18 protein-coding genes, 1 tRNA gene and 1 pseudogene are annotated in these 20,698 nt (G+C 63.5%); 15 read left to right on the top strand and 5 right to left on the bottom strand.

Going from position 1 to position 20,698, the window contains the following annotated elements:
• Positions 1-111 precede the first annotated feature (111 nt).
• Both JJB99_RS16075 and JJB99_RS16080 read left to right on the top strand, forming a co-directional pair.
• Positions 112-327: a hypothetical protein gene (locus JJB99_RS16075; RefSeq protein ID WP_200499658.1), complete on the top strand. Its 216-nt coding sequence runs from the start codon at positions 112-114 to the stop codon at positions 325-327.
• A gap of 93 nt (positions 328-420) precedes the next feature.
• On the top strand, positions 421-813 hold the full coding sequence (locus tag JJB99_RS16080) for a RidA family protein (RefSeq protein WP_200499659.1): 393 nt from the start codon (positions 421-423) through the stop codon (positions 811-813).
• 4 nt (positions 814-817) lie between these two features.
• On the opposite strand, the gene JJB99_RS16085 is transcribed toward JJB99_RS16080, so the two are convergent.
• Complete coding sequence (locus JJB99_RS16085) at positions 818-1,489, bottom strand: TetR/AcrR family transcriptional regulator (protein WP_200499660.1); 672 nt, start codon at positions 1,487-1,489, stop codon at positions 818-820.
• A gap of 216 nt (positions 1,490-1,705) precedes the next feature.
• Here JJB99_RS16085 and JJB99_RS16090 point away from each other — a divergent pair, with 216 nt between their 5' ends.
• Complete coding sequence (locus JJB99_RS16090) at positions 1,706-2,941, top strand: acyl-CoA dehydrogenase family protein (protein ID WP_200499661.1); 1,236 nt, start codon at positions 1,706-1,708, stop codon at positions 2,939-2,941.
• A 53-nt stretch (positions 2,942-2,994) separates the two neighbouring features.
• Positions 2,995-4,053, top strand: coding sequence for a phosphotransferase family protein (locus JJB99_RS16095; RefSeq protein WP_200499662.1), 1,059 nt, complete (start codon positions 2,995-2,997; stop codon positions 4,051-4,053).
• 105 nt (positions 4,054-4,158) lie between these two features.
• Here JJB99_RS16095 and JJB99_RS16100 read toward each other — a convergent pair whose 3' ends face one another.
• The 3 genes from JJB99_RS16100 to JJB99_RS16110 all read right to left on the bottom strand — a co-directional run bounded on the left by JJB99_RS16100 (position 4,159) and on the right by JJB99_RS16110 (position 7,823).
• Positions 4,159-4,455 carry a GIY-YIG nuclease family protein gene (locus JJB99_RS16100; RefSeq protein WP_200499663.1) on the bottom strand — a complete coding sequence of 99 codons (297 nt, stop codon included), beginning with the start codon at positions 4,453-4,455 and terminating at the stop codon, positions 4,159-4,161.
• 280 nt (positions 4,456-4,735) lie between these two features.
• Complete coding sequence (gene argE / locus JJB99_RS16105) at positions 4,736-5,923, bottom strand: acetylornithine deacetylase (RefSeq protein ID WP_200499664.1); 1,188 nt, start codon at positions 5,921-5,923, stop codon at positions 4,736-4,738.
• Positions 5,924-7,037: 1,114 nt separating this feature from the next.
• Positions 7,038-7,823: an SDR family NAD(P)-dependent oxidoreductase gene (locus JJB99_RS16110; RefSeq protein ID WP_200499665.1), complete on the bottom strand. Its 786-nt coding sequence runs from the start codon at positions 7,821-7,823 to the stop codon at positions 7,038-7,040.
• A gap of 134 nt (positions 7,824-7,957) precedes the next feature.
• On the opposite strand from JJB99_RS16110, the gene JJB99_RS16115 reads away from it, so the two are divergent.
• Positions 7,958-8,656, top strand: a complete 699-nt coding sequence (locus tag JJB99_RS16115) for a histidine phosphatase family protein (RefSeq protein WP_200499666.1) — start codon at positions 7,958-7,960, stop codon at positions 8,654-8,656.
• A 69-nt stretch (positions 8,657-8,725) separates the two neighbouring features.
• On the top strand, positions 8,726-9,493 hold the full coding sequence (locus JJB99_RS16120; RefSeq protein ID WP_200499667.1) for an SDR family NAD(P)-dependent oxidoreductase: 768 nt from the start codon (positions 8,726-8,728) through the stop codon (positions 9,491-9,493).
• Between the two features lie 181 nt (positions 9,494-9,674).
• Here JJB99_RS16120 and JJB99_RS16125 read toward each other — a convergent pair whose 3' ends face one another.
• On the bottom strand, positions 9,675-10,898 hold the full coding sequence (locus JJB99_RS16125) for a serine hydrolase domain-containing protein (protein WP_200499668.1): 1,224 nt from the start codon (positions 10,896-10,898) through the stop codon (positions 9,675-9,677).
• Between the two features lie 152 nt (positions 10,899-11,050).
• Between JJB99_RS16125 and JJB99_RS16130 the strand changes: the two genes are divergently transcribed.
• The 9 genes and pseudogenes from JJB99_RS16130 (at position 11,051) to rpoB (ending at position 20,603) form a co-directional block, all read left to right on the top strand.
• Positions 11,051-11,126, top strand: a tRNA-Trp gene (locus JJB99_RS16130).
• A gap of 290 nt (positions 11,127-11,416) precedes the next feature.
• Positions 11,417-11,608, top strand: coding sequence for a preprotein translocase subunit SecE (gene secE, locus JJB99_RS16135; RefSeq protein WP_027564420.1), 192 nt, complete (start codon positions 11,417-11,419; stop codon positions 11,606-11,608).
• The gene (nusG, locus tag JJB99_RS16140) at positions 11,608-12,168 is read left to right on the top strand and encodes a transcription termination/antitermination protein NusG (protein ID WP_200499669.1); all 561 of its coding nucleotides are present in this window, start codon (positions 11,608-11,610) and stop codon (positions 12,166-12,168) included. The genes secE and nusG overlap by 1 nt, the downstream gene beginning before the upstream one ends.
• A gap of 130 nt (positions 12,169-12,298) precedes the next feature.
• The gene (gene rplK, locus JJB99_RS16145) at positions 12,299-12,727 is read left to right on the top strand and encodes a 50S ribosomal protein L11 (protein WP_012045056.1); all 429 of its coding nucleotides are present in this window, start codon (positions 12,299-12,301) and stop codon (positions 12,725-12,727) included.
• A gap of 6 nt (positions 12,728-12,733) precedes the next feature.
• Complete coding sequence (gene rplA, locus JJB99_RS16150; RefSeq protein ID WP_200499670.1) at positions 12,734-13,426, top strand: 50S ribosomal protein L1; 693 nt, start codon at positions 12,734-12,736, stop codon at positions 13,424-13,426.
• Between the two features lie 89 nt (positions 13,427-13,515).
• Positions 13,516-14,468, top strand: a pseudogene (locus tag JJB99_RS16155) (2-hydroxyacid dehydrogenase).
• Positions 14,469-15,049: 581 nt separating this feature from the next.
• Positions 15,050-15,568 (top strand): 50S ribosomal protein L10, encoded by a 519-nt coding sequence (gene rplJ, locus JJB99_RS16160; protein WP_200499671.1) that lies wholly within the window; start codon positions 15,050-15,052, stop codon positions 15,566-15,568.
• A 54-nt stretch (positions 15,569-15,622) separates the two neighbouring features.
• Positions 15,623-16,000 (top strand): 50S ribosomal protein L7/L12, encoded by a 378-nt coding sequence (gene rplL / locus JJB99_RS16165; protein ID WP_200499672.1) that lies wholly within the window; start codon positions 15,623-15,625, stop codon positions 15,998-16,000.
• Positions 16,001-16,484: 484 nt separating this feature from the next.
• Complete coding sequence (rpoB, locus tag JJB99_RS16170) at positions 16,485-20,603, top strand: DNA-directed RNA polymerase subunit beta (RefSeq protein ID WP_200499673.1); 4,119 nt, start codon at positions 16,485-16,487, stop codon at positions 20,601-20,603.
• The last annotated feature ends 95 nt before the right edge of the window (positions 20,604-20,698 follow it).

Here is a 20,698-nt window from a genome sequence, read left to right on the forward strand (position 1 = left end):
TGTGAGGCTTGCGCGCAATCCCCAGATAAACCCGGTCCGTACTCGCACAGGCTTCCGCTTCGCGCCCGACTCAGATTCGATCTCTCCACGCGAGTTCGGGAGGGAAGTGAAATGTCCTACACGATCGGGTTCCAGGCCAAGAACCAGAAGGCAATTCTGGCGACCGAGGCGGCCACCGCCAATCAGGCCGTCGCCATCATCGCCGCGCTGCGGCAGAGTGCGGACGAAATAAAGTTCATCCGCTCGCCGCAGGAAGGCGAGATGGGCATCGAAATGCTCCTGCTGCTCGCCAAGGAAGAGGCCGAGGAGATGCCGCGGCGGGTTTAGCTCCCGCGATCACACTTCGGCCAAAAGCGAAACATGCCGGCTGCACAATAGTGTAGTCAGGCAGCAGTCTCGCTTGAACCGAAGGTGGCCGCCATGAAACGCGAAGCGCTCCGCGTCGAACCGATTTCGGCCTTTCTCGACCGCGTCAAGGCGCCGGTCTCTCCGGTGACGCGCGCCGGCAATATGATCTTCGTCGCCGGCCTGCCGCCGTTCGACCCGGACACGGGCGAGATCGGGGGGATGCCGATCGAGCGGCAGAGCGAGATCATCATGGAGCAGATGAAGCTCTGCCTTGAAACGGCCGGCGCATCGCTCGACAATGTCATGAAGTGCAACGTCTACTGCACCTCGACCAAATACTTCGCCGCCTTCAACGCGGTCTATGCGCGCTATTTCCCGATCGATCCGCCCGCGCGCATCTTCGTCTGCACGCCGGAATGGTTCGGCCCCTTCGACGTCGAGATCGACTGCATCGCGATGATGTGAGCGGCTAGCGCGCGTCGCGCGCCAGCGCACGTGCCGGCGTCCTGGTTTCGATCTTCCTTGTCGCCAGCGCCATCGTGGCGACGCCGACGACGCGCGCGACGATGCCTTCGACGTCATCGACGTCGCATTGGCCTTCCGACAGTTTCGTCAGCCGCTCGCTGTCGCGCACTGTCTGCTGCGCCATGGCGAGCGCGAAATGCAAGCCCCAGAACAGTTCGACATCGGGCAAGCCCGGCAGCGACCGCCGCATTGCGGCGATGAACTTGCGCAAATGGTCGATCTCGCGATTGCGGATGCGGCGGATCGCCGGCACCGACTCGATGCTGACGCGGATCATGAAACGCGCCGCGGTCGAGCGCGCATTGTCCGGGCCGAGGCAGCCGCGCAGGGTCGGCCCGACCAGCGCCCGCAGGATGTCGGCGATGTCGGCACGTCCGCCGCCTTGCTCTTCCGCCGCCCGCAATTCCTGCAGGCGCTCGCGGTTGAGCGCGAGGCTGCGCGTCACGAACAGCTCCGCGATCAATTCGTCCTTCGAGCCGAAATGATAGTTCACGGCGGCGAGGTTGACGCCTGCCTCCGCGACGATGTCGCGCAGCGTGACGTCGCCGAAGCCGCGGTCGGCATAGAGCCGTTCGGCGGCGGCGAGGATGGCGGACCTTGTGTGATCGCTGGCCATGGGCCCCTCAGGGAGGGAGTTGCAATTCAAACAGTTGTATGAAACTATCGTTTGAAGGCCGGCAAAAGTCAATCCGCAATCGCGGCTGGTTCGCAACGCGCGATCTGGTTCCGCAAAACGCTCGCAAGTCCGCTTTCAAGGCGCGCTTGCGGGCGGTGCGTGGCGGGAGGGCAGTCCGGCGCAAAACGATTGTGAGAGAGCAACGAGGAGCGTCCCATGGATTTCGATCTGTCGCCGAAGCAGAAGGAATGGCTCGACCGCGTGCGGTCCTTTATGGCCAAGCACGTGCGTCCGGCGGTGCCTGTCTATGACGAGCAGGATCGCAGCGGCGAGCGCTGGAAGGTCATCCCGGTGCTCGAGGACCTCAAGAAGAAGGCGAAGGCCGAAGGCCTCTGGAACATGTTCATGCCGCCGTCCGAGCATGAGGACGATGAATTCCACGGTGCGGGATTGACCAATCTCGAATACGCGCTGCTGTCGGAGGAGATGGGCCGCATCACCTGGGCCTCGGAAGTTTTCAATTGTTCGGCGCCCGACACCGGCAACATGGAAGTGTTCATCCGCTACGGCTCGAAGGAGCAGAAGCGCAAATGGCTGCGCCCGCTGATGGACGGCGAGATCCGCTCGGCCTTCCTGATGACGGAACCGGCCGTCGCCTCGTCCGATGCGACCAACATCGAGACCCGGATCGAGAAGGACGGCGATCACTACGTCATCAACGGCCGCAAATGGTGGTCATCGGGCGTCGGCGATCCCCGCTGCAAGATCGCGATCCTGATGGGCAAGACCGATCCGTCGGCCGCCAAGCACCAGCAGCAGTCGCAGATCCTGGTTCCGCTGGACACGCCCGGCATCAAGGTCGAGAAGATGCTTCCCGTATTCGGGTTCGATGACGCGCCGCACGGCCATGCCCAGGTGCTGCTCGAGAACGTGCGGGTGCCGAAGGAGAACATCCTGCTCGGCGAAGGCCGCGGCTTCGAGATCGCGCAGGGCCGTCTCGGCCCAGGCCGCATCCATCACTGCATGCGCACCATCGGCAAGGCCGAGGAGGCGCTGGAGAAGATGGTGAAGCGGCTCGCCTCGCGCACCGCGTTCGGCAAGAAGATCATCGAGCACAGTGTGTGGGAGCAGCGCATCGGCGAGGCGCGCACCGACATCGAGATGAACCGCCTGTTGTGCCTCAAGGCCGCGGACATGATGGACAAGGTCGGCAACAAGGCCGCGCAGCTCGAGATCGCCATGATCAAGGTCGCAGGTCCCAACATGGCCTTGAAGATCATCGATCAGGCGATCCAGGCCTTTGGCGGCGCCGGCGTCTCCGACGAGGCGGGCCTTGCCAAGGACTACGCCCACATCCGCACGCTCCGCCTCGCGGACGGTCCGGACGAGGTGCACAATCGCGCCATTGCCAGACTTGAACTTCGGAAGTATGCAAACTCTCCCACGCATTAACGACGGGGAGGGCTTCGTGGCGCTCCCTTCAAGAAACTCAAGGGAGCGTCACCGTGGCCGACGGCGTCAGGAAAGACGAAGAGTTCTCGGGCACCAAGCCGGTCGAGGAGCGGCATCGTTTCGACGAGCTGCGCCTCGAGGCGTGGATGCGCGAGCACGTCGAGGGTTTTGAAGGCCCGCTGGTCGTGCTCCAGTTCAAGGGCGGCCAGTCCAATCCGACCTATCGCCTGAACACGCCGAACCGCTCCTACGTGATGCGCCGAAAACCGTTCGGCAAATTGCTGCCGTCGGCACATGCGGTCGATCGCGAGTATCGCGTCATTGCAGCCCTTGGAAAGCAGGGCTTTCCGGTCGCGCACGCCTATGCGCTGTGCCAGGACGACAGCGTCATCGGCGCCGCCTTCTACATCATGTCGATGGAGGAAGGCCGGGTGTTCTGGGATCCGACGCTGCCGAGCCAGGATAACGATGCACGACGCAAGATCTTCACCAGCAAGATCGAGACGCTGGCCAAGCTGCACATGTTCGACCCCGTCGCGATCGGGCTCGGCGACTTCGGCAAGCCCGGCAATTATTTCGCCCGGCAGATCGATCGCTGGACCAAGCAGTACCGGGCGTCCGAGACGCAGCACATCCCGGAGTTCGAGAAGGTCGCCGAATGGCTGCCCAAGACCGTGCCGGAGCAGGCCCGCGTCTCGATCGTCCACGGCGATTATCGCCTCGACAACATGATTTTCCATGCAACGGAACCGCGCGTGCAGGCCGTGCTGGATTGGGAGCTGTCGACGCTCGGCGATCCCATGGCCGATTTCACCTATCTCTTGATGCAGTGGATCATGCCGGGCCTGCACGGCGCCGACCTCAAGGCGCTCAACATCCCAAGCGTGGAAGAGGCCGCGCAGATCTATTGCAACGTCACCAAGATGACGGTGCCCGATCTCAACTGGTATTTCGCCTACAACCTGTTCCGCCTCGCCGGCATCACCCAAGGCATCGCCGGCCGCGTCCGCGACGGCACCGCCGCCAACGCCAAGGCGCTGGAATCAGCCAAGCGCACCGTGCCGCTGTCGAAGGCGTCGTGGGAATACGCACAAAAGGCCGGCGCGGTTTAGGTACGACGAAGGCGCGGCCGTTGCCGCGCCTTTTCGCTTTGACATCTCTCTCGTGTCCCGGACGCGGTGCAGCGCGCCGTGCTGCTCCGCAGAGCCGGGACCCAGTCATGTCGCCAACGTATTCAGCTCATCCGTGAGATCGCGCCAATCCGGATTGAGCTCTTCAATGAGTTTGAGCTTCCACGCACGTCGCCAGCGCTTCAACGAATGTTCGCGCGCACGAGCCTCGATCACCGACTCGAAGGTTTCAAAATAGACCAGGAGGGTGACGTCGTATTGCCGCGTGAACCCGGGAATGAGCTTGGCTTTGTGCTCGCTTATGCGCCGGACGAGGTCGTTCGTCACACCGATGTAGAGCGTGCCGTTTCGCTTGCTCGCCAGGATGTAAACGAAGAAGGGCATGGCCGTGCAACCGGGGCTTCGGACGTTATCGACTTAAGATTGCATAACTGAAGGGTATCGCCAAGCATCTCTGGGTCCCGGCTCTGCGGAGCGTCACTTCGTGCCGCACCGCGTCCGGGACACGACCTATTTTACTGACGTCTATTTTACTGACGTCTATTTTGCTGACATCTATAATGTCTCTCGGGCCGGAGTACCGGCCGCGCTCTCGTGTCCCGGACGCGCTGCAACGCGTCGCGTTGCTGCGCAGAGCCGGGACCCAGTCAACTAGGAACTCCGATTACCCCTTTGCGCAATGCGCGATCAGCCGCTCCACAAACGCCGCGCATTTCTCCAGCTCCGCCATCTCCACGAACTCATCAGGCGTATGCGCCTGCGCGATCGAGCCAGGTCCGATCACCACCGACGGCACGTCGGCCATGCTGACGAACAGGCCGGCTTCGGTTCCGAAGGCGACCTTGGCGTGGTCGTTGCGCCCCGCAAGGCTCTTGGCCAGCGTGACGATGGCGGCATCAGCCTTGGTGTCGAGCGCGGGATAGTCGAGGATCTCCTCGAATGCGATGCCGCACTCGGCGTTCTGTGCCTTCATCGCCGGCTCGAGCTCGGCCTTGGCCCAGGCCACGATCGCGTCCGTCACCTGCCGCGATTCCGTGATGCCGATGCCGCGGCATTCGAACTCCACCGTGCAGGTATCAGGCACGATGTTGAGCGCCGCGCCGCCATGAACGATGCTGGTGAGCAGGGTGGTGTGGGGCACGTCGTAGAGATTGTCGCGCGCACCATCGCTTGCAAGCTTCGCCGCGCGGCGACGGATCTCGGTGATCAGCTCGGCGGCGTATTCGATCGCGTTGACGCCATCAGGCGCGATCGAGGAATGGCGAGCGAGCCCCCTGAACGTCGCGCGGACGCCGTGCTTGCCCTTGTGGCCGATGATGACCTGCATCTGGGTCGGCTCGCCGACGAAGCAGCCGAGCGGCTTGACGTTCTTCTTCGCGACCTCGCGCAGCATTGGCCGCACGCCGACGCAGCCGATCTCCTCGTCATAGGAGATCGCGAGATGAATCGGCCTAGTCAGCTTCGCTTCCAGCATTTCCGGCACCATGGCCAGGCACACCGCGACAAACCCCTTCATGTCGGTGGTGCCGCGGCCGTAGAGCTTGCCGTCGCGCTCGACCAGCTTGAACGGATCGTGGCTCCAGTCCTGGCCGACGACGGGCACGACGTCGGTATGGCCCGACAGCACAAAGCCCGGGCGATCCTCGGGCCCGATCGTGACCCACAGCGAGGCTTTCTGTCCGGTCTCGTCGGTGATGCGCTCGCTCCTGACGCCGAGGAACGCGAGATAACTCTCGATGTGGGCGATGAGAGGCAGGTTGGAGCGATCACTGATGGTGTCGAAGCCGACGAGGTCAGCAAGCAGTTCGCGGATGCGATCGGGTCGTGCGCTCGGGAAGATCGGGTTGGGCATTGTCATTTCTGTTGGGAATTGCGGGGGCAGAGGCTGCTTGCACGAACATACCAACGTTGGAGCTGGTGACGCAAATCGAGATCGTTTCATAGGGTGGGTTAGCCCTGAGGCCGCGCGAAGCGCAGCCCTCTGGGCGTAATCCACCGCTTCTGTTACCGCGGAAAATAAAGAGTTAGTTACGCTACGCTAACCCGTCCCACGCATCTACATGATCTTGCGTTGCCCGACGGGCAAAACACCCAAAAAGCTGGTCAACCCGCGCAGTCAAAAATATTCCACTTTACCGAAATTCGGAAATCACGTATGTGTTGCCGCAACCCGGCCCAAGGAAGAGGGGCGTATCGCGATCGTCACGAACGCGGGCCGGGCGGCGGTGGACGTGGGCCACACTGGTGCGAAGGGCTTTGCAGGGCGGGAAACCGTGAGCGAGGCACGTCGCACGCACGACCGGTATGATCCGCGTACGGCCAAATCGTGTCGTCCTGGCGCCCGGGGTCTGTGCGCCAAGTCTTGTGGTGATGCAAAGTGCCCAACCGGGCACGCGCGTCAGTTATCGGCAAGGCGACGGGGGCAATAGTGCATCGCTCCCCGGGGAGAGCACGACATAAGCCGTTCCAACCACTGCGCAGGGAAGGCCGGGATGTCCTGGCTACACCTGTATGCCGCTGTGCAAACTTCTTAACGCAACTTCGCACAGTGGACCGCGGGTGCCAGCGGGCTCCCGGCCTTCCCTGCGCCCTCTTTCAATTGAGGGTGAGGTAATAAGGCAAAGCTCGGGCGAAATGCGCCGCGAGGATGCGAAGCTGTGTCTGCGATTGACATGCGAATAATGAAGCGACCGTGTCACTCACACTCCGTCATTGCGAGCGCAGCGAAGCAATCCAGAGTCTTTCCGCGGAGGGATTCTGGATTGCTTCGCTGCGCTCGCAATGACGATGTTGAAACAGCTTCGCCCGAAACCGCGCTCTCGTGCCCCGGACGCAGCGCAGCGTCTCTTCGACGGTGCGCGGCAGGGCCGGGGCCCATGTCGCAGCTATCCGTGTGGCTGCTGGGTCCCGGCTCTGCGCCGCACCGCTACGCGCTGCGTCGAGTCCGGGACGCGAGAGTGCAGTGGCTAAACCGGTTTGCCCGTATACGGCATCGATGCGGTCAGGCCGCCGTCCACCGGGAACGCCTGGCCGTTGACATACGAGGCCTCGTCGCTGGCCAGGAACAATCCCATCGCCGCGAGCTCGTGCGGCTGGCCGGGGCGCTTGAGCGGATTGAGCTGGCCGATCTTGTCCTGGGTGCCGCGCTCTTTCGCACGGTCGAAGATCGGTTTCGTCATGCCGGTTTCGATCAAGCCGGGGCAGACTGCGTTGATGCGCACGCCGGTGCCGGTGAGCGAAGACGCCGTGGTCTGCACCAGCGAGATCACGCCGGCCTTGCTGGCGGCATAAGGATGCCCGCTGGCGCCGGCCTTGAGGCCCGCGACGGATGCCGTCAGCACGATCGCGCCGGATTGCTGCTTCACCATGTGCGGCATCGCATGCTTCACCGCGAGGAATGGCCCGATCAGATTGACGCGCAAGACCTCCTGCCAGTGCTCGACGGTCTGCTCGCCGAGCGGGACCAGTCCGCCGCTGATGCCGGCATTGGCCCAGATCACGTCGAGCCTTCCATGCGTCTTCACCGCCTTGTCGATCATGGCGATGACGTCCGTCTCCGAGCCGGCATCCGCCACCATTGCTTCGGCGACGCCGCCGGCCTTCTTGATCTCGTCAACCGTCTCCTTCACCGCCTCGGTACGATCGACCGCGATCAGGTTTGCGCCTTCTTTGGTGAACAGCAGCGCAGCCGCGCGGCCGATGCCGCTGCCCGCGCCGGTGATGATGACGGATTTGCCTTGCAGGCGGCCCATGCGTTTCTCCCCTTGGTTTGCTCCGCGACGCTTGCCGCGCGACGGAATTTCAAACAGAATTTCAAACGGCAAAGTGTCTTGAGACACGTTCGCTCCTCACGTACAGCGACATCACACGGGATGGAAGGGTTTCGATGATGTCCGACTCCGGCAAGAAGGTCGTCACGACGCGGTGGTGGTGGGTCCGTCACGCGCCGGTGCGCAATGACGGCGGCAACATCTACGGGCAGAGCGATATCGCCTGCGACACCAGCGACACCTACGTGTTCAATGCTGTTGCCAAGGTGCTGCCACGCAAGGCGATCTGGTATTCGAGCAATCTGATGCGCACCCACCAGACCGCAGAGGCGATCTGGGCGGCGGGCTACCCGCGGCCGGCCTCGATGAAGCGGGAGGCCGATCTCGCCGAGCAGAATCTCGGGCGCTGGCAGGGCATGAATCGCGCCGAGTTCGTCGCCAGCCGCCCTGTCGGCACGAGCTGGTTCGCCGACATCAACGAGCCCGCGCCCGGCGGCGAAAGCTTCATGGATCTCTACAACCGCACGCGCCGCACCATCGAGCGGATCAATATCGAGGCGGCCGGCCAGGACGTGATCGCGGTCGCCCATGGCGGCACCATCAAGGCAGCGGTCGGACTCGCGCTCGGCGATCTGCCGGAGCAGGGGCTCGCGTTCGATATCGACAATGTCTCGGTCACACGGCTCGATTATTTTGCGAGTCCCGAGCGCAGCGTCTGGCGGCTGCCGATGGTGAACCAGCAGCCCTGGATCGCCGACGATGCGCATGCGGCGATGCATCAGCCGGCGGGGCCGGAAGTCAAGAAGCTCGCCTGAGCAATTGCGCGTTCGCGCGGACGCGGCGTAAGCTCCGCGCCAAATCAAATCGTACTCTGGGAGGAAAGCATGACCTTGTTCGACATGAAGGGGAAAGTCGCCGTCATCACCGGCTCGACGCGCGGCATCGGGCTTGCGATCGCCGAGCGCATGGCCGAGCACGGCGCCAAGGTCGTGATCTCCTCGCGCAAGGCCGATGTCTGCGACGAGGTGGCGAAGGGCATCAACGACAGATACGGCAAGGGCACCGCAGTCGCGATCGCCGCCAACATCTCGTCAAAGGAAAATCTGCAAAACCTCGTGGACGAGAGCAACCGCGCGTTCGGCAAGATCGACGTGCTGGTCTGTAACGCGGCGTCGAACCCGTATTACGGCCCGCTCGCCGGCATCTCCGACGATCAGTTCAGAAAAATTCTCGACAACAACATCGTCGCCAACAACTGGCTGATCTCGATGGTGGTGCCGCAGATGATCGAGCGCAAGGACGGCTCGGTCATCATCGTCTCCTCGATCGGCGGCCTCAAGGGCTCGACCATCCTCGGCGCCTACGCGATCTCCAAGGCCGCCGACATGCAGCTCGCGCGCAACCTCGCCTGCGAATACGGCAAGCACAACATCCGCGTGAACTGCATCGCGCCCGGCCTGATCAAGACCGATTTCGCGAAAGCGCTATGGGACAATCCGGAGAATTTGAAAGCCTCGACCTCGCGCTCGCCGCTGCTCCGCATCGGCATCCCCGACGAGATCGCGGGCGCGGCGGTGTTCCTGGGCTCCAAGGCCGGCGACTTCATGACCGGCCAGACCATGGTGATCGATGGCGGCGCGACGATCAGTTGAAGGAATTGCGCGAGAAGGGGCACGCGGCCGCTCAAAACACAGCTGTCATCGTCCGCGAAGGCGGATGATCCAGTACTCTGCGGCCCACATTGGAGAGCTCGCTCTCACCACATCTGCCGCGGCGTACGGGATGCCCCGCTTTCGCGGGGCATGACGGCGAGAGTGAAGAAACGGCGCCGCGTCACTCCACCGCCGCGTAAACCAGGTCCCTTACCAGCGTCCGCGTATAATCACGCTGGCCCGGGCCCTGGCTCATGAACACCACGAACAGATCCTCCTTCGGATCGATCCAGAAGAACGTGCCGGCAATGCCGCTCCAGAAATACTGGCCGACGCTGCCGGGGAACGGCGCGATACCGGCCTCGCGGCGCACGGCGAAGCCGAGACCGAAACCGTGGCCGGGCGACAGCAGCGTGCCGTTGGTCACGACATCAGGCCCGAGATGATCGGACGCCATCAGTTCCAGCGTCTTGCGGCCGATGATCCTGTTGCCGTCGAGCGTGCCGCCGTTGCGCAGCATCAGAACGAAGCGGGCATAGTCCATCGTGGTCGAGACCAGCCCGCCGCCGCCGGACTCCATCACCGGTTGCTCGAGCATGTTGAACAGCGCGACCTTGTCGCCGGTCCAGGGATCGGCCGCGAACGGCTCGGCGAGGCGGCCGGCGTTGGCTTCGCTCGTCGAGAAGCCGGTCTCAGCCATCTGAAGCGGCGCGAGGATGCGCTCCGCGAGGTACGCGCCGAGCGACTTGCCGCTGATGATTTCGATGATGCGGCCGAGGATGTCGGTGGAGCGGCTGTAGTTGAACTCGTCGCCGGGATGGCAGACGAGGGGGAAGCTCGCCACCAGCGCGGCATGCTCGGCATTGCTGATCTTGCGGCTGCGGACGCGAGACTCCTGGTAGAGCTTGTGCACGGGGCCGTCGCCTTGGTGCTCATAGGTGAGGCCCGAGGTGTGGCGGAGCAGGTCCTGCACCGTCATCGGCCGCCTGGCCGGAACCAGCTCCAGCTTGCCGCCGCTAACCACGCCCACCTTCTGGTCGGCGAATTCCGGGATGAACTTGGCGACGGGGTCGCCGAGTAGCAGATGGCCGTCCTCGACCAGCATCATGATGCCGACCGAGACGATGGGCTTGGTCATCGAGAAGATCCGGAAGATCGAATCAAGCGCCATCGGCGTCGAGCTCGCCGGGCTCTGCTTGCCGAGCGCCTCGAACCAGCCGACTTGGCCGCCCCTCGCCACCAGCACGGTCACGCCGGGCACGGTTCCCTTGTCGATCTCGCGTTTGAACGCGTCCGACATCGCCTCGAGGCGGAGCCGCGACAGGCCGAGTGCTTCGGTCTTCGCCTCGGGCAATGGCGGGGTTTTCGGCGCGGTTGTGGAAGATAGGGCGGCTGTCGCGGTCATGGGCGCTCCCGGTGGCTTTTTGTTGTCGGAAACGAACTGTGACCCAGAACGCGCGGCACAAACAAGCGAAGCCAGCGCGCTTCACCCTTGCAATCCGGCCGTCCCCTGTGCTTGAAAGCGCCCCTGATCCGCGTGGCGACGCGAGGGTCCACAGGAGTGTAGCTCAATTGGTAGAGCACCGGTCTCCAAAACCGGGGGTCGCAGGTTCGAGCCCTGCCACTCCTGCCAGTTAGCTGCCGGCTAACCCCTTGATCCCAAACTGTTCGACGGTGCCCGTCCAGAAGCCAAGGCCGACTGGCCGCACCCGTCCATCCTTGACCTTTGACCCCATCCGCAGTATCTACCCGACACTCGCTGCCGGCCCGCTGAGATGCGGATATCCGGCGCGGCTTTGAAATCCCCGAACAATCGAGCCCGATTTCCGGCTCATCCTTCGAGACAGAGGGCTGGGCCAACGGCGGCTGTTCGGAATCCCTGAAATTCAGTTGCGTCTGTCGACGGACGTTGGACATCAAGCGATGGCAGTCAGCCCGTTCAAGTTCTTGCAGGAAGTGCGCTCGGAGACCGCCAAGGTCACCTGGCCGACCCGTCGTGAGACCACGATCACCACCATCATGGTGTTCGTCATGGTCGCTGTGGCCTCGGTCTTCTTCTTCGCCGCCGACCAGATCATCCGCTACCTCATCACCTTCCTTCTGGGCATTCACTGATGGCAACAGCAGCCGCCGCAACCCAATCGTCCGACAAGCGCTGGTACATCGTCCACGCCTATTCGAACTTCGAGAAGAAGGTCGCCGAATCGATCCGCGAGCAGGCCAAGCAGCGCGGGCTCGAGGATCTGTTCGAACTGGTGCTGGTTCCGACCGAGAAGGTCACGGAAGTGCGCCGCGGCCGCAAGATCGATGCCGAGCGCAAGTTCTTCCCCGGCTACGTGCTGGTGAAGATGAAGCTGACCGACGAGGCGTTTCATCTGATCAAGAACACGCCGAAGGTCACGGGCTTCCTCGGCGCGGAAAACAAGCCGATGCCGATCTCGGAAGCCGAGGCCATGCGCATCCTGCACCAGGTGCAGGAGGGCGTAGAACGGCCGAAGGCGTCGGTGTCGTTCGAGATCGGCGAGAACGTGCGCGTGGCTGACGGCCCGTTCGCCTCGTTCTCGGGTGTGGTGGAGGAAATCGACGAGGCGCGCTCGCGCGTGAAGGTCGCGGTGTCGATCTTCGGCCGCGCGACGCCGGTGGAACTGGAATTCGGTCAGGTCGAGAAGGTCTGACCGGACGAGGCGCGAGGCTTTGGTCTCGCGCAACAAGAGGCCGTGGGAGGGAGAGGGCGGTCGCCAGCCGCATCCGACCCAGACCACGAACCTGAAACCGCCGGCCTTGCCGGCACAACAGGAGTGATACATGGCAAAGAAAGTGACCGGATACCTGAAGCTTCAGGTCCCGGCCGGTGCGGCGAATCCTTCGCCCCCGATCGGTCCCGCGCTCGGTCAGCGTGGTCTCAACATCATGGAGTTCTGCAAGGCGTTCAACGCCCAGACCCAGAAGGAAGAGAAGAACACCCCGATTCCCGTCGTGATCACGATCTACGCCGATCGTTCGTTCACGTTCGAGATGAAGACGCCTCCGATGTCCTACTTCCTCAAGCAGGCCGCAAAAATCCAGTCCGGCTCGAAAGCGCCGGGCCGTGACAAGGCCGGCAAGGTGACCAAAGCGCAGGTGCGCGAGATCGCCGAGAAGAAGATGAAGGACTTGAATTGCGACAGCATCGAATCGGCCATGAAGATGGTCGAGGGCTCGGCCCGTTCGATGGGTTTGGAAGTGGCGGGGTAATCGGTCATGGCAATCGGAAAGCGTTTGAACAAAGCCCGCGAAGGCATTGACCGTGAAAAGCTTTACCCCCTCGCGGACGCCATCAAGATGGTCAAGGAACGCGCGAAAGCGAAGTTCGACGAGACCATCGAGGTCGCGATCAATCTCGGCGTCGATCCGCGCCACGCCGACCAGATGGTCCGCGGCGTCGTGACCCTGCCGAACGGCACCGGCCGCACGCTCCGCGTCGGCGTGTTCGCCCGCGGCGCCAAGGCGGACGAGGCCAAGGCTGCCGGTGCCGACGTCGTCGGTGCCGAGGACCTGGTCGAGAAGGTGCAGAACGGCACGATCGAGTTCGACCGCTGCATCGCTACCCCCGACATGATGCCGCTGGTCGGCCGTCTCGGTAAGGTGCTGGGCCCGCGCGGCCTAATGCCGAACCCGAAGATCGGCACCGTGACCATGGACGTCACCGGTGCGGTGAAGGGTGCGAAGGGCGGCTCGGTCGAGTTCCGTGTCGAGAAGGCCGGCATCCTGCAGGCCGGCGTCGGCAAGGCCTCGTTCTCCGAGGAGAAGCTGGTCGAGAACATCAAGGCTCTGGCCGATGCTGTCTCGAAGGCGAAGCCGGCCGGCTCGAAGGGCACCTACATCCAGCGCGTTGCGGTGTCCTCGACGATGGGCCCCGGCGTGAAGGTCGAGCCGGGCACCATTCTCGGCTAAGTCTGGAAATTGCATGAGGCGAGGGGCGGAATTGGGCAACCGATTCCGCCCCTCGTCGTTTGTGGCGGCGTTGACCGGAAACAACAACAATGGCTGACAAGGTCCTGATCTATTCACGCTCCCGAAGTCGATGACGGCGCGCTTTGCCGAGCGGTTCGACCTGCTCGACACCGGTAGCAAGCCCGCGCGGGAGGTTTTCGCGGCCGAGGAGCTGAGCGACATCCGTGCGCTGCTGACGGCGGGCGGCACGCCGCTCGGCGCTGAGGCGATGGACTTCTTCCCAAAGCTCGGCGCGATCGTCTGCTACGGCACCGGCTATGACGGCGTCGACCTGAAAGCCGCCGCCGCGCGCAACATCGCGGTCGGGCACAGCCCCGGCGCCAATGCCGCCTCGGTGGCCGACCTCGCGATGTCGCTGATGCTGGCCACGACGCGGCGGATTTTGGTTGCCGACCAATATGTCCGCAGCGGCGACTGGGCCGCGTCGAAGCGATCGCCGATGATGCGGCCGCAGGCCGGCATGCCTGGCCGCCGCATCGGCGTCTTCGGCATGGGCGAGATCGGTCGCAAGATCGCCGCGCGCTGCGCCGCCTTCGAGAGCGAGGTCGGCTATTTCAGCCGCAGCCAATACGATCTGCCCTATCAATATTTCCCGTCGCTGGAGGCGCTCGCCGACTGGTGCAGCGTGCTGATGATCGCGGTCCGGGCAGGGGCGGAGACGCAGCACGTCGTCAATGCGGATATCCTGGGGCGCCTCGGCGCGGACGGCTATGTCGTCAACATCTCCCGCGGCTCGGTGATCGACGAGAAGGCCTTGGTCGCGGCGCTCACCGACAAGGCCATCGCCGGCGCCGGCCTCGACGTCTTCGAGAAGGAACCGCACGCGCCCGACGCGCTGACCGCGCTCCCCAACGTCGTGCTCGCCCCGCATATCGGCGGCCACACCCTGGACTCGCACGTCGCCATGCAGAACTGCGTGCTGGCGAACCTGACCGCATTCTTCGCGGGCAGGCCACTGCCTTATGAAGTCAAATCGGCCTGAATCGGCCCTTATCGGCCCGCCTGAACCCCCGCCGGCAACGGATTGGAACTGGTGTGAATTTTGCTCTTGGCAAGCAGGCAGAGAGGGGTTAAAGAACCGCTTCCGGACGTGCCGGCTTCGGCTGGCGCGTTCGTGCACGCATTCCGAAAACCTGACACGACAGGAGATCATTCCTTTTCAGGACGTCCGCAAGGATTTGCCCGAAAAGGAAAGAAAGTCCGTCGGCTGGTGGAGTGCGGGCAGAGGTCGGGCGGTTCGCCGGCTGACCTTGTCCTGTCCAAGACTGCAGGCGCCCGCGGGAATTTCGATTTCTCAACGGCTTAATCGCATGGCCTGCATAGACGGGTGAAGACCGGATTTCACTTCGCTCCCAGCTTTGACGGCTGGCTTCGCGAAACGGGTCTGGTTCGGACCTCGACACGCCGTGGGCCTTTAGGGGTTCCCGGAGGGCAGGCTTTGAATTGTCGTCTTGCCCGGCGTGTCCGAAGGGTTTTGGCCCCGAGGTTCAGGTTTGGGCGGGACGATGGGTGCAACCCGGCGGTCCCGCTTTCGCGATGACCGCCAACCGGAAAGAGCTTGCTGTGGAACGAGCGGCAAAGAAAGAAGCGGTCGAACAGCTCAACGGGGTCTTCAAGACCACGAGCGTCGCGGTCGTTGCTCAATATTCCGGCCTCACCGTCGCCCAGATGCAGAAGCTGCGCACGCAGATGAAGCAGGCGGGTGCCTCGGTGAAGGTCTCGAAGAACCGTCTCGCCAAAATTGCTCTTGAAGGCACTGACGTCGTTGCCATCGGCCCCATGCTGAAGGGGCCGACCGTGATCGCCACTTCGAACGATCCGGTAGCGGCGCCGAAGGTCGCCATCGAATTCGCCAAGGCGAACGAAAAGTTCGTCATCATCGGCGGCTCGATGGGGAAGACCGTCCTGAATGTCGACGGCGTGAAGGCGCTTGCCTCGCTGCCGTCGCTTGACGAACTGCGCGGCAAGATCGTCGGCCTCCTCGTGGCCCCGGCGACCAAGCTGGCCCAGCTCGCCAACGCGCCCGCGGGCAAGCTCGCGCGCGTCATCCAGGCTCATGCCTCAAAGGGCGAAGCGGCCTGACGCCCTTCGCAAAACTCAAACCCGAACCAGACTTACACTCAAGGAAACTGAACAATGGCTGACTTGCAGAAGATCGTTGACGACCTCTCGAGCCTCACCGTGCTCGAAGCTGCTGAACTGGCGAAGCTCCTCGAAGAGAAGTGGGGCGTTTCGGCTGCCGCGGCTGTCGCCGTGGCCGGCCCGGCTGCTGGTGGCGCTGCCGCCGCTCCGGCCGAAGAGAAGACCGAGTTCACGGTCGTTCTGGCCGCCGCCGGCGACAAGAAGATCGAGGTCATCAAGGAAGTCCGCGCCATCACCGGCCTGGGCTTGAAGGAAGCAAAGGACCTCGTCGAGGGCGCGCCGAAGCCTGTCAAGGAAGGCGTGAACAAGGACGAAGCCGACAAGATCAAGGTCCAGCTCGAGAAGGCTGGCGCCAAGGTCGAGCTCAAGTAAGCACCACTTGCTGGTACGAGATCCCGGACGCGCATCATGCGGGCCCGGGATCTTGGTCCACCCTTCCCGAGGGGCGGACCGGATGCAAAAGGCGTGCGACGGAACGTCCCGACGCAGGCCGAACACGAAAAAGTGTGGGGATTTGAGGGTTTATCCCTCGAATCTGCACTATTGTCGCCCCATATCGGGTCGGCAGCACGAAAGCGCGGTGGGCAGGGATGCCGGATTCCCTGTAAGCCGTTGGGAGAGCAGGCTATTTCGGGCTTTTGCAGTCCGTGAAGACAATCGTTGTGACGGGCGGGCGCGCAGCAGCGCCCCGCGCGTCGTTTTGCGTTTTGAAGGTCTGAAGAACAGATTCAGGACATTCCCGCCTGAAACTGAGTTTCCGGCCCCCAAGACGGGTTCGAAAAATTCAACCCGGGGAGCGGCGGCAGCCGCGTTCCGGACGGCGCGCCCAGAGCGGGCGACGAAATGAGAGGCCACGATGGCGCAGCAGACATTCACCGGTCGCAAACGCGTTCGCAAGTTCTTCGGACACATCAAGGAAGTCGCCGAGATGCCGAACCTCATCGAGGTTCAGAAGGCGTCCTATGACCAGTTCCTGATGGTCGACGAACCCCAGGGCGGTCGGGCCGATGAAGGCTTGCAGGCGGTGTTCCGCTCGGTGTTCCCGATCTCCGACTTCTCGGGCACCTCGATGCTGGAATTCGTCCGTTACGAGTTCGAGCAGCCGAAATATGACGTCGACGAGTGCCGCCAGCGCGGCATGACCTTCGCTGCGCCGCTGAAGGTGACGCTGCGCCTCATCGTGTTCGATATCGACGAGGAAACCGGCGCGAAGTCGGTGAAGGACATCAAGGAGCAGGACGTCTACATGGGCGACATCCCGCTCATGACGATGAACGGCACCTTCATCGTCAACGGCACCGAGCGCGTGATCGTTTCGCAGATGCACCGTTCGCCCGGCGTGTTCTTCGACCACGACAAGGGCAAGACCCATTCCTCGGGCAAGCTGCTGTTCGCCGCCCGCGTGATCCCGTATCGCGGCTCCTGGCTCGACATCGAGTTCGACGCCAAGGATATCGTCTATGCGCGTATCGACCGCCGCCGCAAGATTCCGGTGACGTCGCTGATGTTCGCGCTCGGCCTCGACGGCGAGGCGATCCTGTCCACGTTCTACAAGAAGATCCTCTACAAGCGCACCAAGGAAGGCTGGCGCGTTCCGTTCGACGCCAACCGTTTCCGCGGCTACTCGACCGTCAACGACCTGATCGATGCCGATACCGGCAAGGTCGTGCTCGAGGCCGGAAAGAAGCTCACCGTCCGTGCCGCCCGCCAGCTCCAGGAGAAGGGGCTGAAGGCGCTGCGCATGGCCGACGAGGAGTTGGTCGGCAACTACGTCGCCGAGGACCTCGTCAACCCGAAGACCGGTGAGATCCACGCCGAAGCCGGCGAGGAAATCACCGACAAGCTGATGAAGGCGCTCAACGAGCAGGGCTACAAGGAGCTGCCGCTGCTCGACATCGACCACGTCAATGTCGGCCCCTACATCCGCAACACGCTCTCGGCCGACAAGAACATGACGCGTGAGGACGCGCTGTTCGATATCTACCGCGTGATGCGTCCGGGCGAACCGCCGACGCTGGAATCGGCGCAGGCCATGTTCCAGTCGCTGTTCTTCGACGCCGAGCGCTACGACCTCTCCGCGGTCGGCCGCGTCAAGATGAACATGCGCCTCGACCTCGATGCGCCCGACACCCAGCGCACGCTGCGCAAGGAAGACATCCTCTCGGTCATCAAGACCCTGGTGGACCTGCGCGACGGCAAGGGCGAGATCGACGACATCGACCATCTCGGCAACCGCCGTGTGCGCTCGGTCGGCGAACTCATGGAGAACCAGTACCGCATCGGCCTCCTGCGTATGGAGCGCGCGATCAAGGAGCGCATGTCCTCGGTCGACATCGACACGGTCATGCCGCAGGACCTGATCAACGCCAAGCCCGCGGCTGCCGCCGTGCGCGAGTTCTTCGGCTCCTCGCAGCTGTCGCAGTTCATGGACCAGACCAACCCGCTCAGCGAGATCACCCACAAGCGCCGCCTCTCGGCGCTTGGACCGGGCGGTCTGACCCGCGAGCGTGCCGGCTTTGAAGTCCGCGACGTGCATCCGACCCATTACGGCCGTATCTGCCCGATCGAGACGCCGGAAGGTCCGAACATCGGCCTGATCAACTCGCTCGCGACCTTCGCGCGCGTGAACAAGTACGGCTTCGTCGAGACGCCTTATCGCAAGGTCAAGGACGGCCGCGTCACCGACGAGGTCGTGTACCTCTCGGCGATGGAGGAAGGCCGCTACACGGTCGCGCAGGCCAACGTGCCGCTCGACCCCAAGGGCCGCTTCACCGAGGATCTCGTGGTCTGCCGTCACGCCGGCGAAGTCTTGCCGGTGACGCCGGACAAGGTCGACTACATGGACGTCTCGCCGAAGCAGCTCGTCTCGGTCGCTGCGGCGCTGATCCCGTTCCTCGAGAACGACGACGCCAACCGCGCGCTGATGGGCTCGAACATGCAGCGCCAGGCGGTGCCGCTGGTTCGTGCCGAGGCGCCGTTCGTCGGCACCGGCATGGAAGGCGTGGTCGCCCGTGACTCGGGTGCCGCGATCGCGGCGCGCCGTTCGGGCGTGATCGACCAGATCGACGCGACCCGCGTCGTCATCCGCGCCACCGAAGATCTCGATCCGACCAAGTCGGGCGTCGATATCTACCGTCTGATGAAGTACCAGCGCTCCAACCAGTCGACCTGCATCAACCAGCGTCCGCTGGTGAAGGTCGGCGACATCGTCAAGAAGGGCGACATCATCGCCGACGGTCCGTCGACCGATCTCGGCGAACTCGCTCTGGGGCGCAACGTGCTGGTCGCGTTCATGCCGTGGAACGGCTACAACTTCGAAGACTCGATCCTGCTCTCCGAGCGGATCGTGAAGGAAGACGTGTTTACCTCAATTCATATCGAAGAATTCGAGGTGATGGCCCGTGACACCAAGCTCGGGCCTGAGGAAATCACCCGCGACATTCCGAACGTTTCGGAAGAAGCGCTGAAGAACCTCGACGAAGCCGGTATCGTCTACATCGGCGCGGAAGTGCGCGCCGGCGACATCCTGGTCGGCAAGATCACGCCGAAGGGCGAAAGCCCGATGACGCCGGAAGAAAAGCTGCTGCGCGCCATCTTCGGCGAGAAGGCCTCCGACGTCCGCGACACCTCGCTGCGCGTTCCTCCGGGCGTGCAGGGCACGATCGTGGAAGTGCGCGTGTTCAACCGTCACGGCGTCGACAAGGACGAGCGTGCGCTGGCGATCGAGCGGGAAGAGATCGAGCGTCTGGCCAAGGACCGCGACGACGAGCAGGCGATCCTGGACCGCAACGTCTACAACCGTCTTGCCGAGCTGCTCGAGGGGCGGCAGGGCATTGCCGGTCCCAAGGGCTTCAAGAAAGACACCAAGATCACCCGTGCGGTGCTCGAGGAGTACCCGAAGTCGCAGTGGTGGCTGTTCGCCTCGCCGAACGACAAGCTGATGGCCGAGATCGAGGCCATGCGGAAGCAGTACGATGAGTCGAAGAAGGGGCTGGAACAGCGCTTCCTCGACAAGGTCGAGAAGCTTCAGCGCGGTGACGAATTGCCGCCCGGCGTGATGAAGATGGTCAAGGTCTTCGTCGCGGTGAAGCGCAAGATCCAGCCCGGCGACAAGATGGCCGGCCGCCACGGCAACAAGGGCGTGGTGTCGAAGATCGTGCCGATCGAGGACATGCCGTTCCTGGAAGACGGCACGCATGCCGACATCGTGCTCAACCCGCTGGGCGTGCCCTCGCGCATGAACGTCGGACAGATCCTCGAGACCCATCTCGGCTGGGCCTGCGCCGGCCTCGGCAAGCGTATCGGCCAGACGGTCGATGCCTACCTGTCGAAGCAGGACATCAAGCCGCTGAAGGAGACCTTGAAGAAGGTCTACGGCGAGGACGAGACCATCAAGTCGCTCAACGACAACGAGCTGCTCGAGCTCGGCCACAACCTCAGCCGCGGCGTTCCGATCGCAACCCCGGTGTTCGACGGCGCCAAGGAAGCCGACATCGAGGAGATGCTGAAGCTTGCCGGTCTCGACGCTTCGGGTCAGTCGACCGTCTATGACGGCCGCACCGGCGATGCCTTCGATCGCAAGGTGACGGTGGGCTACATCTACATGCTCAAGCTGCACCATCTGGTCGACGACAAGATCCACGCGCGTTCGATCGGTCCGTACTCGCTCGTCACCCAGCAGCCGCTGGGCGGCAAGGCGCAGTTCGGCGGCCAGCGCTTCGGCGAAATGGAGGTGTGGGCGCTCGAGGCTTACGGCGCGGCGTACACGCTCCAGGAGATGCTGACGGTGAAGTCGGACGACGTCGCCGGCCGCACCAAGGTGTACGAGGCGATCGTGCGCGGCGACGACACGTTCGAGGCCGGTATTCCGGAATCGTTCAACGTGCTGGTCAAGGAAATGCGCTCGCTCGGCCTCAACGTCGACCTGCACAACTCCAAGATGGGACCGGCGCCGACCTCGGAAGCGGCCGAGTAATTCGACCTTTCATGCCCGGCCTTTGACGGCCGGGCATCGGCGACCCGTCTGAGGCCTTGAGGGCAGGGCGCCCTGCTCGAGTGATTTTCGAATTT

This window comes from Bradyrhizobium diazoefficiens (genome assembly GCF_016616235.1).
In the GTDB taxonomy this organism is placed as follows: domain Bacteria; phylum Pseudomonadota; class Alphaproteobacteria; order Rhizobiales; family Xanthobacteraceae; genus Bradyrhizobium; species Bradyrhizobium diazoefficiens_H.